The organism is Paenibacillus sp. FSL H8-0332, from assembly GCF_037963835.1.
Lineage (GTDB): Bacteria > Bacillota > Bacilli > Paenibacillales > Paenibacillaceae > Paenibacillus_AQ > Paenibacillus_AQ rhizoplanae.
Map to the genome: position 1 here is coordinate 2,474,482 of NZ_CP150145.1, position 14,799 is coordinate 2,489,280.

General features: G+C 54.3%; 5 protein-coding genes. 2 read left to right on the forward strand and 3 right to left on the reverse strand.

Translation table 11 applies throughout. The annotated features are described in order from the left end of the window. The first annotated feature begins 232 nt into the window (after positions 1–232). Both NST43_RS10500 and NST43_RS10505 read left to right on the forward strand, forming a co-directional pair. Positions 233–8,350 carry an endo-1,4-beta-xylanase gene (locus NST43_RS10500; protein ID WP_339224270.1) on the forward strand — a complete coding sequence of 2,706 codons (8,118 nt, stop codon included), beginning with the start codon at positions 233–235 and terminating at the stop codon, positions 8,348–8,350. A gap of 639 nt (positions 8,351–8,989) precedes the next feature. Then, entirely contained in the window at positions 8,990–10,345 is a 1,356-nt protein-coding gene (locus NST43_RS10505) for a hypothetical protein (RefSeq protein ID WP_339224271.1), read from the forward strand. Positions 10,346–10,348: 3 nt separating this feature from the next. Here NST43_RS10505 and NST43_RS10510 read toward each other — a convergent pair whose 3' ends face one another. From NST43_RS10510 to NST43_RS10520, 3 genes are read right to left on the reverse strand one after another with little or no spacing between them, the layout of a single operon-like run. Continuing rightward, a complete protein-coding gene (locus tag NST43_RS10510) occupies positions 10,349–11,311 on the reverse strand; it encodes a substrate-binding domain-containing protein (RefSeq protein WP_339224273.1) in 963 nt (320 codons plus the stop codon). Next, positions 11,308–12,906, reverse strand: coding sequence for a response regulator (locus NST43_RS10515; RefSeq protein ID WP_339224274.1), 1,599 nt, complete (start codon positions 12,904–12,906; stop codon positions 11,308–11,310). Before NST43_RS10515 ends, NST43_RS10510 begins: the two co-directional genes overlap by 4 nt. A gap of 2 nt (positions 12,907–12,908) precedes the next feature. After that, positions 12,909–14,711 (reverse strand): sensor histidine kinase, encoded by a 1,803-nt coding sequence (locus tag NST43_RS10520; protein WP_339224276.1) that lies wholly within the window; start codon positions 14,709–14,711, stop codon positions 12,909–12,911. Positions 14,712–14,799 lie beyond the last annotated feature (88 nt).

A 14,799-nucleotide genomic window follows, 5' to 3' on the forward strand; every position in this document is an offset into this window, starting at 1 on the left:
ATTTATGACTTAACCGCAGATAGACTCAGCATCCCGGCCTGTAAATCGTAGCTTGTATAGTGCGTTTACAGGCCGGGATTTTTGGTGTTAAGGGTTATCGTTTAAATTTGAAAGAGAATAGTGTTATTTTAAAATGAATCGTGCATCCTTCTTCTACAAATGTACAATCTGATTTGTTAGGATATTACCAGGCAAAACAATGTAAGCGCATACAAGAGGAGGAATCTCTAGGATGAGTAAAAAGATCAGGAGAAAGGCACTCTCAGTTTCAATGGCTGGTGTGCTGCTGCTATCCGTCATTACCCCTATGCCATTCTCTAACCCCCTTCAAGCTGCTCCGGCTGCTGCCATGCAGGCTGCTATTGCTCCGGCACAGGTAACCGCCGATTGGTACAAGAGCTATCAGACAATGGATGGTGTAGGAGCCGCCTATGCGTATACGGATTCCGTCCATATGCTGCAACTCGCTTCGGCCGGCCATCAGGATACGGTCCGGCATCTGCTGGATCTGACCTTCAGTGAACAGAAGGGTACAGGCCACGACATTGTCCGGGTGATCATCGGTGACAACGGCGGCCTGACGACTTCCGGGGCTACTGCGGCCAGCCCGGGGTTCAACCCGCTCACCAGCCTCCTGGCCGATGTGAATAATCCCGGCTTCGACATTGAGGGGAACGCTATTCCTCTGCGTGGAACAGCAGGCCAATACGGCTACAAGATCGAAGCGGAGAACCGCTATTACGACGGCAATACCGACAGCATCTGGCCGGTTGAACCGGAGCATGCTCCTGGAACGCTTGTACCTGTGCAAGACTTTGTATGGGATTATCCCTCCTGGAATCAGCCGATCGGCAATGACGACGGCGGACCGACCAATCTCCTCAGTAAGCCCGGTGAACAGCCTGTAGTCATCAAGAATTCCCCGCGTACACGCAAAGAGCTGTTCGATATCGATCAGGTCTGGACCATGCGCCAGGCGATGCAATATGGCGTCAAGCAATTCTACGCCTGCACCTGGACCGTACCCTACTGGATGAGCCAATCCAACACCAATTCTCCCAGCAAAATTGTCCGTGGCGACATCGCCACCATTGGCGGAAAACCGGTAAAAATATACTATCAGGCCTATGCAGATTATCTTGTCAATTATATCCGCGGCATGTGGGAGCAGTATGGGATTCCGGTTACCCACATCAATCCCTTCAACGAAGTCGATCTGGCGGGCGGCTCAGCTGCTTACGTTACGGAACTGATTAACGGTTACATCGGACCTGCCTTGAAAAAATCGATGCAGCCTGGCGGCGACCTCTATGATATTAAGAACCCCGAAGGCAAGCTGATTGACTTCATTCCCCAGCTTGCCGCAGTGGACGGCACCAATCTGGGCGCTTCCTTAAGCAGAGGCGGCGAGGTGTTCTCGCAGACGGACCCGGATAATGCGCTCGACAAGAATCCCTATCTCGATGTATTCACTACCCATCTCTACGGTACAGTTGGCATCGGCACGGATGAGAACAAGCTGTACCACACCGGGGATTTCTCCAAGAGTCCTCTGGATTACACCAAGGATGGAAGCAAGTATCCCGAATATCTGACTAAGTATAAGCTCTGGCAGGCAGAATTCATGAACCAGGACACCGGTGACGGATCGGCTGGTGCCTATACTCAGCGGCACGGCAATCAGAACATCAATGACGCCGTGCGCTGGTCCAATCTGCTGACCAATATGTTCAGCAGCAACCCCGGCTTTAACGGCTTTGTCTGGTGGAGTATGTGGGACAGCAACGGCGCGGACGGTTCCGACCTGATCCGCTTCGTTACGACCAACTCCCAGCAGGAGCCGGGACGGATCAGCACGCTGACGGGCGAATACCGGTTGTTCAAGCGCTTTTACGGCTATGGGCATTTCTCCCGGTTTATGAATCCGGGCGATGTCCGGTTTGATGTTACACGCGTACCCGCGCCCGATCTGAACGTGGTCGGCTTCAAGAATCCGGCTACGGGTGATTTCTCGATGACGGTATCGAATGCGAGCAATGATGACAGCGTTCAGCCGCTGGAATTCAATCTGAAGGACTTCCCGGCAGGAACAGATAGTGTGACGGTGTTCCGCACCTCGGGAAGCGAGAACCAGAAGAAGCTGGGTACGATTCCGGTATCGGGCGGCAAGTTCGTCATTGATATTCCGTCGGCCAGCGTTGTGACGGTTGTTCCGTCCAAGGGCACTTTTGCCACCTATCAGGGGCTGGACGGGGAACGCGACATCTTCTCCACGCTGGAAGCAGAGGGGAATGATAACCTTGTGCCCGGCGACAGTGCAGGCCAAGCAGGCCGTGCCAATGAGGCAGTGACGCTGGGGGCAGGCGGCTACCTTGCTTACAACAATGTAAACTTTGCAGACGGCTCGGCGAACGGCGGCGTTGTGCGCAGACACTTATTGTACCTGACCGCCCAGAGTAAATCAGCCCAAGGAGGCAAGCTTGCCGCTTATGTGCTTCCGGTGGGAAGCGCTGTGGGCAGCAGCGACGATATCCTGTCCCAAGGCACGCGTGTAGCAGAAATTCCGGTACCGGCCAATGACGTATACGGCAAATTCCAGGACATGGTCGATACAGGTGATCTTAGCGCTTACGGCCATAAGGATCTGTATATTGTGGCTGAGCCGAACGGAACTGCGGGTACCATCACCGTTGACCGCTTCCTGTTCGGAGCAGGCGATTCCGACTGGAGTGCTGCTGCGAATAATTCTACAGTATCCATTCCGGGGAACCTGCTGCTCAATGGAGATTTTGATACGGCGAACGCTTCCAATACAGACAACTGGTCTACGGGCCGTTACAACAAGGGAACCTTTGAGCCTGTTGCCTCAGGACCCGTGTTAACGGCGGATACCATACAGAGCTATTCGGGTCTGTCACGTTACCTGAAGAACAGCTCCACCTCGAAGGTAGCCGGTTCCGGCAAGCTTGCCGGCCGCATCGACGCTGCGGAGCAGTATGACGGGATGTGGCAGGATGTTACCGGTAAGCTGAGCAAGGGAGAGAGCTATAACTTCAAGGGTTATTTCCTCTCCATGATGAGCCGGCCGGAGAGCTATGATCTCGCTGCGGAGCATCCGGGGGATGTGGAAGCGGCGCTGGTGTACTACGACCAGAACGGGACCCAGCTCGGCATGACCCCAATCAATGGCCGAGATATGCCGGAACCTTATGCAGCCCGGGAGGCGGGTGATCCTGCATACTGGACCGGCGGCAAATTTTTCGGACGTATTCTGGAGGGCGGACCGCTCAGTTTAAGCTCCTTCCAGCCCGTGGATGTGAAGGTGGCGGACTGGCATGAGACGCCTAATGCTCCGTTTACCTATGATGAACCGGCAGGTACGGCCAAGGTGGTGGTGGCGGTGTATGCGAAGGATGCCAACATCCTGTATGCCGACCAGCTGTCACTGACGCCGGAGGCCGTGGCTTCGCGCAATATTTTCGTGGATGGCGTTCAGCCGTCTAACTTCGATGCCTCCACTTACGAGTATAAGTATACGGTTTCGGGGAACGCCATACCGAAGGTAACGGCGGTAACGAGTGACCCGGCTGAAATCGTAAGCATCTCGCAAGCGGACAGTGCGCAAGGAACGGCAGTGGTCCGGTTCGTCAAAGGCGAACAGAGCAGGACTTATAAAATCTTTTTCAGTACGAACGAAATTATCGACTTTGCGGCTGGCCTTCCGGCGGGCTGGGAGGTTGTGAATCCGGCTGATCCGCAGACCGCACTTAGCTATAGTGCTGAGGGTGCGGCCATCCAGACCTTGAAGAGCGGCACGGAATATCCGGGCAGCCATAATATGCTGCAGATGCCGGGTTCGGCCGAAGGCAACTGGACGCTTACAGCGAAGCTTACGGTAGACAAACCGCTGAATGATTCGACTATGGGTGAGAATTCCCAAGCAGGACTTGGCATCAGCCGCACTTCAAGCGGGGAGTTCTACAGAATCAATGCCAGGAAGGTAAGCAACAATATCAAAGTGAATAATTCAGGGTTGATAGGTACTCAGCCCTTCTCAAACAATACCAATCAGACTAATCTGAGCGGTACCAACTATTATCTGCGGATTGTAAAGGAAGGCAATGTGGTTCAAGGATATTTCTCAACGAATAGCGGCTCTTCCTGGCTGGCGATGGGGAATCCGTCAACGTATACCCCGGAATTCTTCAAGGATGCCAAGGTGCAGTTGTACGGGACCAATACCAGCGCAGTAACGGACTTCAAAGTCACCTTCTCGGGGGTTACCCTGGTGAAGACCCTGGGAGAGACTGGGGAAATTACTGCAGATCAGCAGGCGGTAGAGGAAGCTGCGGCCTTGATTGGCAACCGAATTACCGTTCCTAATGCAGTAGAGGGTGAAGACAACACTAAGCTGATGGCCAAAGCACAGGCTATTCTGGATGGCAATGAAGCGCTGAAGCAACTGGGAGTGAAGACCGCTATTACTCTCCAGGGAGGCGGATTCACGCTGACTGTAACTAAGGGAAGTGTCAGTGTAAAGGTCAGCCCGTTCACTATTGCAGCGGGGATGAAGGCGGTAAGAGATTTCGAGGATCAGACAGTTCAGGGCTTCCAGCCGAAGGGAAGCGCAGGCGTAACGGTTGCACCTACCCAGGAAGCCAATCATACCCCGGGCGGAGCTTATGCCCTGAAGGTTACAGGCAGAGCAGCCAATTCGGACGGACCGTCCGTGAATGTGAAGGACCTTGTCACGATTGGCAATGAGTACAAAACAACAGTATGGGTGAAGCTGATCAGTCCGGCAAGCGCACAGCTCAAGCTGACGGCACAGGTCAATGCAACTACGCCGTACTATGTCAGTCTGGCTACACAGACGGTCAGTGCAGGCGGAGATTGGGTGAAGCTGGAGGGGACGTACCGTTATCTGCATGATGATGTCACTTTATATGTAGAGAGCCCTAACAGTGCTGTTGCAGCCTACTATATTGACGACTTCAGCTTCGAGGATACGGGGCTCCAGACGATTGCTTCGCTTAAGGATGTCTATAAGAACGACTTCCTGCTGGGCAATGTGCCGGGCAATAATGACATTAACCCGGGCAACGGACAGAATGCGTTCTTCAATTATCATTTCAACAGCGTGACCTTCGAAAATGAGATGAAGCCGGATGCACTGCAGAAGACCAAGGGGACCTACACGTTCACGAGGTCTGACGACATGATTACCAAATCCCTGGCGATGGGAATGGAAGTGCACGGTCATGTACTGGTATGGCATAGCCAGACCCCGGCGTGGTTCACCCAGCAAGTAGATGCTTCGGGCAATGCACTGAAGGATCAGGCGGGGAATCCGCTCTATCTCAGCCGCAGTGAGGCGCTTGCGAATATGCGGACCCACATCAAGACCGTAATGGAACACTACGGGAATAAGGTGATCTCCTGGGATGTGGTCAATGAGGCGATGCAGGACGGACCTCCGGCAGTATCCGACTGGAAGGATGCACTGCGGAAGTCGCCTTGGTATTATTCCGTAGGTCCAGACTTCGTGGAGCAGGCCTTCCTGGCCGCACGGGAAGTGGTAGACAACAACCAGAATTTGAAAGGGATCAAGCTGTATTACAATGATTTCAATGATGAATTCCCGGAGAAGCGGGACGCTATCCACGACATGGTCAAAGAGATGAATGACCGTTATGCCGATGCCCATCCGGGCAAGCTGCTGGTTGACGGCATTGGGCTGCAGTCCCACTATGATATGAGAACCAAGCCGGCCAATGTGGAAGCGGCGATTGAGAAGTATGCTTCTCTGGGCGTGGAAATCTCTATCAGTGAACTGGATGTGCTGGCGGGAATGAATTCTTCCCTCTCCCCGGAGTGGGCGGAGAAGCAGGCTAGCCTGTATGCCCAATTGTTCCAGATCTATAAGAAGCATGCCGATAAAATCGCGCGTGTCACCCTCTGGGGTTACACGGACAGCTCAAGCTGGAGATCCAGCCAGAATCCGCTGCCATTCCTTAGTTCTCTGGTACCGAAGCCTGCCTATTACGCAATTATCGACCCGGAGAAGTATCTGGCAGAGCATCCGCTCTATATTACGCCCGAAACCAAGAGCTCTACGGCGCTCTACGGGACACCGGATATTGACGGAAGCATGGATGACATCTGGAAGAATGCGCCTGAAATTCAAATCGACAACCATCTGATGGCCACAGCAGAAACGGCCGGCATAGCCCGGACGCTGTGGGACGAGGAGAATCTGTATGTGCTGTTCCAGGTGAAGGATAAGCAGCTAAGCAAAAACAATACAGATAAGACAAAGCAGGATTCAGTAGAAGCCTACGTGGATGAAGACCGCGTCAACGCCTGGCCGTACCGTGAGGATGATGGACAATACCGGGTCAACTATGCCGGAGAGCAGTCCTTCAAGTTCCTCAGTAATTCGACTCCGGCGACCTTCCCGGGCTTCGAATCAGCAGCGGTAACGGCCGGAACGGATTATATGGTGGAAATGAAGATTCCGTTCCGCACCATCACACCGGAGAACGGGACACAGATCCGGTTCGATGCGCAGGTGAATAACGCAAACGGAGCCAATCTGATCGGCGTAGCCACCTGGAATGATCTGATCGGCAGAGCGTCGAAATCGACAGAGGTATTCGGCAGCCTGACCCTCAGCGGCAAGGGAGATCAGACTCCGCCAACCTGGGCGGAGGGAAGCAAGCTTGAAGCCACGGATATCACCAGCACCGGAGTTACCTTATCGTGGCCGGCGGCAGCGGATAATCTAGCTGTCACCAGCTACCGGATCTACAACGGAGTGGATGCTGAACCGGTGATCATCACCGGCAGTGAACCGGAAGAGAACGTAAGTGGAGCGGTATATCGCCATCAGGTGACCGGACTTATGCCGAATACGCAGTATACCTTCAAGGTGGAAGCCGGAGATGCTGCCGGGAACTGGAGCAAGGACGGACCTTCAGTACCGGTAACTACACTACCGACTTCAGATACTACACCACCGGTATGGGCAGAAGGAAGTATGCTTGAAGCCTCTGGCATTACAAGCAAGGGATTGACTCTGACATGGTCGGCTACGGCCACAGATGACAGCGGCATCTACGGGTACCGGATTACGAACGGAACCGGAGATAAGCCGATTACGGTTACAGATGCCGTGTATACGGAGACAGTAACCGGGGCTGTGTACAGTCATCAAGTTACAGGATTAAAGCCGGGTACACAGTATACGTTCAAAGTAGAAGCGGGAGACACGGGCGGCAATTGGAGCGAGGGTGGGCCTTCTGTGTCAGCAACCACGCTGCCTGCTACTGACACCACACCTCCGGTCTGGATGGAGGGAAGCAAGCTTGAAGCTTCACGGATCACAGCATCCGGTCTGACACTAACGTGGACGCGGTCTGCTGACGATAAGGGAGTGACCGGCTACAAAGTCTATAGGGGAGCAGAGGAAATCGCTGCGTTGTCTGGAACAGAGCTGCGGTACGAGGTAACCGGGCTCGTTGCGGGAACAGAGTATCATTTCTCGGTGCAGGCCGGGGATGAAGCCGGGAACTGGAGCAAGAATGGTCCTGCCCTCTCTGTAACTACGCTAAAAGACAGCGGCGGTCCGTCTGAGCCGACGCCAACACCAACAACAAGACCAACACCAGTACCGACGTCTGTACCAACGACAGTACCAACATCAACAGCTACGCCAACACCGACACCAACATCGACGCCGGCTGCAACAGGTACACCGGCTGCGTCACAGACACCAGCACCTACGCAGACACCAGTGCCAAGCAGCCCGTTCACAGATGTAGGTGCCAAATACAGCTGGGCTTCGGAGGCGATTGACACGCTGTACAGTCTGGGCATCATCCAAGGAACCTCCGCGGCCACCTTCAGCCCGGAGAAGAACATTACGAGAGCGGACTTTGTGCTGCTGGTAGTGAGAGCATTGGGTCTCGAAGCGGAATCCGGTTCCAGCTTTGCAGACGTAAGCCAGGGAGCCTACTATTATGAAGCGCTCAGTATTGCGAAGCAGCTGGGGATTATCAATGGAATGGACGGCAACCACTTCAATCCGAAGGGCGAAATTACGCGGCAGGATATGATGGTGATTGCAGCCAGAGCCTTGAAGGCGGTGAACAAATTATCTGCCGGCGGCAGTGCCGGAGACCTGGTCGGCTACACAGATAGAATGAAGGTGGCGAAGTATGCCATTGATAGTGTAGCGGCACTGGTCCAAGAGGGAATTGTCCGGGGAGACGGGAAATCCCTTCATCCCACCGGAACAGCCACGCGGGCGGAAGCTGCTGTCATGATCTTCCGGATATTGCAGAAGTAACACTCCATAGTTAGATACGTAGAAGCACAACCCTTATGGCAGTCAACGTCTACACCCACGAAAGAATGGGATAGACGTTGGCTGGCCGGAGGGTTTTTTGAGTAGTATGAACTTCCCGCATACCTCCACAGGGCGCCAACTCCCCGTCCTGCATATTCCGTCACACGCACATTCCGCGCATACTTCACATCCATCACAGACAGTAACCCCGATTTACACCGCACACAACCCGCACATCACTGACCAGTGTCATATTTCAGGGTACCTTCCCACCGAACGAACCCAGATACTAATGATTCCGGATGATCCCGGAAACAGGAGGCTAACAAGAACGGAATTAGTTGGATAATGTACACTTGCTGATGAACCAATAGACTCTATTAAGTTAGCAGTTGGAAAAAATACACTTAATTTATAAGATACACTTTTCCATTTGTTTACTGCTTGAATTACTCAACTATTAATCCTCTCTAATACATAGCATCGGGCATTCCGCCTATTCTGGGTCTTCCCGCCCAGCCCTGCCGCTACGCGTTTACCTTGCCGGTATACCGGAAGCACTAATATTTCCTCTTAATCTTCTTTTTTACAAATAATTAGTTTATTATTGCTTCATTCCAAAGATTAGGAGGATTTACTATGCATGGAGTAATAAAACATATAAGCCGATTGTCTGTAGGGCTTATGCTGCTGGGTGCTGTATCTTATGCGGGAGGGGAGCAGGTACTGGCTTCGCCTGTCCAGAGTGAACAGTTTATCGGGACAGAGGCTGCAGCTCCGGCTGCTGTGGACGTCAGTTCTTCCATGACGGTGCTGGGCAGCCCGTTCAAGAAAGCGCCTTACGCGCGTAATGTCTGGGACATGCAGCTTTTTGGCGGCAAAATCTATCTGGGCCACGGCAACAGCAGCAACAATGCGCCTTCGCCCAATGCGGGGCCGGTTCCAATCTATTACTGGGATCTTGCCCAGAATAAATTCTCTGTCCAGGACGTTACGTATACCAACCCGGCGACAGGTAAGGTGACCACCAATGTGTATGTTATGGATGAACAGATCGACACTTTCAAGGTGCTGAACGGGGAGCTGTATATTCCCGGGCATGACTCCAGGGTACCAGGGTGGGCCTATGGGAATTTTTATCGGCTGAACGGGGATCACTGGGACCAATACATGAACATTCCCGGAGGTATCCATGTGTACGATTTGGCCTACTACAAAGGCAAGCTATACGCAGCACTGGGCGCTAACGAAGGGCCTTTGATTTACGTGTCTTCGAACAGGGGAGCGACCTGGACCCGCTTCGGCTCTGTCTCCCAGTACGGTATTATGCGTGCGTACAATCTGTTCGAGCTGGGCGACACACTGTATGCTTCCTCGGCCACGGCAGGGAAGACCCAGGGAATTGCAAATGACAAGGGGTATATGACTTCCATCAAGCAGAACAGCAGCGGGGGGATTCAGACGTCCAAGTTGACTTTTACCAGTACCCAGTTGTTCCCGGGGCTCAGCTTCGTTATCAAAGCGGGTGAAGTGAATGTTCCCGGTGTCAGCGGCCAGCCTTGGCTGAAGCTCCTGCGTACGACTCCGGTGAACGACCGGCTGCTCTATATTGCAGGGGTGATCTATAACGATCATCAAGCTATCCCGCAGGGACTGTTCTCGGCCGGAGCTAACTTCCAGAATGTGCGCAAGGAGTTGTTGCCTGACTCTGCTGTAGTGCCTATGGATATTCTGGAGCGCGGGGAGACGGTATATGTGCTCGGTTACGTGAAGGAAGCCTCAGGACAATATACGAATGTTGTTTACCGCAAAAATACTGCCAGCTTCGCAGCCGGCGGGGAAGGCTGGAGCGAAGTCTTCCGCTTCAGCCGGGATACGTTCGCCCGTTCCTTCGAGGAACAGAACGGCGATTTCTATTTCGGACTTGGGAGCTATGCCGACGTCCTTCCGGCTTCCACCGGCACGATTCTGAAGCTGAGCGCCGGGGATTATTAAAGGCTACTCCCCAATAATCGCAATATCCGTGTTGATCCATTTGGCTGTGTCTACCCCCTTGGCCTGCAGAAGCAGCGTGTTGATGATATCCTCGCCCCAGTTCTGCTCGTTCTGTGAGATTACGCGGGTAATCTGGCCGTTATCCAGCGCCTGCTGCAAGGCAGGGGTGAGGCCGAGGGCGAGATTATAACGCTTCAGCCCCTTGGCCTTCCAGACCAGGACAGAGCTGGTACTGGAGACAAAATCCAGATTGACCAGCGCGCTGAAATGGGGATGGTCCGAGATCATCTGCTCCAGCTGCCCGGCAGCCCGCTCCTCACTGCCGTCATTGTGGCGGATCTCCAGTACATCAATGTCCGTATGCTGAGTCAGGTAGGCCTCAAGTCCAAGCAGGCGTTCCCGGGTGCTCTGCATCCGGGACATCCCGGACTCGACCAGAATCATTCCTTTGCCGCTTAGCAGACGTTCCACCGTCTGGCCCATCACTGCGCCGGTTGCCCGGTTATCCGCCCCGATATAGGCTGCTCTCCGGCTGGCAGGCGAATCCGATTCGAAGCAGACCACGGGTATCCCTTGGGCGGCCGCCTTGTTAATCATCGCGGTGAGCGCCTGCGAATCCACCGGAGCAATTGCAATGCCGTCTACCCCCCGCTTAATCATCATCTCCATGATGCGGATCTGCTGCTCCAGATTGGCTTCATCGGGAGCTTGCACCAGCAGCTCCACGTTATGCTTCCGGGCTACCGCTTCCGCTTTTCCGGTGATCATCTCATAAGTGGCATTCACCATAGGGTAGATAATGCCGAAGGTCAGCGGAGGTTCTTCGCTCGTGCTTGACGGGGAATCTCCCGCGCCCATCGGAGGATTATCCGCTGCTCCGGCAGCCTTAAGGCAGCCGCCAAGCAGGAAGCCTGCCGTCAGCAGCAGGAGAAGCACGGACCATCCCCGAACCCTGTATACGCTCACGCATTTCCCGCCCCTCTGCGGATCGCGTGCAGCGGCTCCTCAGTATTTCCCTGCTTGCGGAATTCCATGGGCGTCATCCCCGTTACTTTTTTGAACAGGTTGGAGAAATAATGCTGATCGTTGTAGCCGACCAGATAGGCGATTTCAAAGGTTTTGTGCCCCGTAGATTTCAGCAGCTCCTTGGCCCGGTCCATACGTGTAGCCGTCAGGAATTCGGTGATGGTCTGCCCGGTCGCCTGACTGAAGGTTTTGCTCAGATGGCTGGGACTGACCCTGACCACTTTGGAAATATCATTCAGGGAGAGCTGCTCCTTGTCATATTGCTCACGGATATACTGCTTCACCCGGTCGATCAGCTCACGGTGCTTGTCTGCTCCTTCGGACCGCCATTCCCATAGCCGCTCGTATAACTGCTTGAGATACTGAAGGCCGTCAACACTACTGGAGATTTGCTTCAGCGGTGTCTGCAATTCCTGGAGTATGCCGGCGTGGCCCGCGGCTGCGCGGAACCCGTTCTTCGCCGTCTGCACCAGCTCCAGAGTGATATCGTTCATCAGGTAACAGGCATATCCTGAGTTCCAGTTCATCTGCTCAAGCTCCTTGGACAGCTCCAGCAGGAAGCCGGGCATCTGCCTGTGGTCGCCTGACTTCAGGAACTGGACCAGCCGGCTTCTGTCGAGCAGAACCCCATGGGCGCTAGGGTCATAATACGCCTCAAGCATGGCGGCGGAATGCATTCTGGACATCTGCTTGAACATCCGGTCATTCTCGGCTTCCAGATAGGAGAGATGGATGCCCTGCAGACGTTCGCAGACCTTGCCCCGGCTGACGGACAGCTCCGGCCCGCAGCCTTCCCTCAGCCGCTGCTTCGCAGCCGCGCACAGCTCATCCAGGGTATGGCTCATCTGGACCGGATCACTGCCTTTATAGATGAGGACCATCTCCGTGCGGCTGCGCTTGTAAATGAAGCTGTCGGCCGCCTCCTTGAGCAGGCCTCCTAACAGCGCCTCTGCATCCGGTGCAGCGGGGGAAGGCTCCGGAGACTCCTCCATATTCTGCGGTTGCAGAGTGAATATAGCGGCGGCGTAGTAAGGAGCTGTTAACTGCAGCTCCAGCTGGGCCGCTGCTTCGTAGGCGGCAGCGGTGCTGATCAAGCCTCCACACAGATCCGCGAACAGATTCTCGGGGGTGTAGGCATATTTGTGCCTGATCCGTAATTCCTCATCAATCCGTGCGCTGACGCTGCGAAGGAGCTGCAGCAGGTCGGCAGCGCTGAACGGCTTCAGGCAGTAGTCCTCCACCCCCAGGCGCAGCGCCTTCTGGGCATACTGGAAGTCATCGTGGCCGCTGAGAATGATGATTTTGATCTGCGGGAATTTCTGGCGGACGACAGAGGTAAGCTCCAGGCCGTTCATGAACGGCATTTTGATATCAGTAATCAGAATGTCGGGCAGCTGCGCTTCAATAATAGGGAGCGCCAGCTCACCGTCGGGAGCGTCACCGCAATAGAGGAAGCCCTCCTTCTCCCAATCGATGCATTCCCGGATATTCTCGCGGATCAGGATCTCGTCATCCACCAGCATAATCTTCTTCATCACTAGACCCCCCTGTTCTTGGGTATGCGAACCGTAATCTGTGTGCCATAGCCTTCCGAGCTGTCCAGACGGATACCATATTCGGGTCCAAAATACAGCCGCAGCCGCTGATGCACATTTTGCAGTCCGAAGCCGCCCTGGCCGGTGTCCTCGGGTTCCTCCGACTGGATGGGATGCTCGACCGATTCCCGCAGCGTCTCCAGCCGCCCGGCGGGAATGCCGATGCCATTGTCTGAGACCGTAAGCATAATGGAGCCTCCGTCGGTGTACGCGCCGATGCGGATCAGTCCCATGCCCCGCTTATTCTTGATTCCGTGATACAGGGCGTTCTCGACCAGCGGCTGCAGGGTCATATTCAGAATCGGATACTCCTGCAGCTCCTCCGCCACTTCCAGCTTGAACTCCAGAATGTCGTGGTAGCGCATCTGCTGGATAATCAGATAACTCTGCACATGGGCCAGCTCGGAGCGGATCTGTATCCAGTCGCGTCCGTTGTTGAGGCTAAGCCGGAAGAACGCGGATAACGCCTTCACCAGCCGGATCACGCCATCGTGATTCCCCGCTTCCGCCATCCAGACAATAGAATCCAGCGTGTTATATAGAAAATGAGGGTTAATCTGCGCCTGAAGCGTCCGCAGCTCTGCCTTTTGGAGCTGCTGCTGCTTACGGATGCTTTGGGCCAGCAGCTCTTTGATCTGCTCCACCATAATGTTGAAGCTCTGCCCGAGATCGGCGATCTCATCGGTACCGTCCGGCTTGACTTTGGCTTCCAGATAGCCACTTGCGGTCAGGCGCATCTTGTGCTGGAGCAGCTGGATGGGCCGGGTTAGCCGCCGGGTCAGCAAATAATGGAGCGTGATCGCAAAAATAATGCTTAAGCCCACGCTGATAATAATCAGCTGCCTGATCCGGTTCGCCTCGGCCACGATCTCCTGCAGCGGGGCTATGCCGATAATCGTCCAGCCAGTCGCAAGCGACGAGGTATGGACGATGAACCGGGGCGGGCCGCCCGTCTGAAGCACGAAGCTGCCGCTTCTGCCCCGTTCCCCTGATGGGATCAGGTTGTCCTGAATAACGGCCAGCTCTCCTGCCCGTACAGGAGGAACATAGAGGGGATTGTTCTGCTCGTCCAGCAGGTAGAAGAATCCGGTAGTGCCGATCGTCACCTTGTCGCAGAACTCTTTAATGAAGGAATCGCTCAGATCCACAATGATATAACCGATGACCTCATGTGTAATCCGCTGTTTGACCGCCGTCATAATCGAGATCACACCCTCATCCCCGTAGGTGAAGCCGTCTACCCGGTCATAGCCGGTAATCAGCGGCGGGGGCACCCGGAGAATAAGCTCCGGCTGCTGGGATAACGCCTGAAAATGCGGATTACGCAGCGGGTTGCTGGCCGACTGGAAGATTCCCCGGCGCTCGCTGATGCCTTTGCCGTACAGATTAATCAGGCTAATGTTGAGCACATTCTCATACTTGTAGGTGTCCCGGTAGAGGATGAAGGTCTGCAGAATGTCCTTGGCCTCCTGATAGGTCTCCGACTGCGAGAACAGAAAGTGGATGACCTGAGGATTATTGCTAAGCTCCAGCAGACGCTCGGTATCCTTGAACAGGTTGTCCATATTCGTTCCCAGCATTTCGGCCTGAAGCATGCTTGAAGCCTTGCTGTGACTGGAGATGGATTGGTAGGATTTCTGGTAGGAAATGAGGCCGACGGCAATCAGCGGTATGGTGGACAGCACTATGAACAAAGCCAGCAGTTTGGCTCTAAGACTGGAGGAGATCCAGCGTGTAATCCGCATTATCGGGAATTCCCTTTCACAAGTGGAGTAGATGCCGTTCCTAACTCTATTTTATAACAAATATTGGAATACCGAAACAAAAAAGAAA

What these genes read in the sequence shown, in the direction of transcription:
- NST43_RS10515 (WP_339224274.1), bottom strand. Translation starts at nt 12,906, where the DNA reads ATGAAGAAGATTATGCTGGTGGATGACGAGATCCTGATCCGCGAGAAT.
- NST43_RS10520 (WP_339224276.1), bottom strand. Translation starts at nt 14,711, where the DNA reads ATGCGGATTACACGCTGGATCTCCTCCAGTCTTAGAGCCAAACTGCTG.
- NST43_RS10500 (WP_339224270.1), top strand. Translation starts at nt 233, where the DNA reads ATGAGTAAAAAGATCAGGAGAAAGGCACTCTCAGTTTCAATGGCTGGT.
- NST43_RS10505 (WP_339224271.1), top strand. Translation starts at nt 8,990, where the DNA reads ATGCATGGAGTAATAAAACATATAAGCCGATTGTCTGTAGGGCTTATG.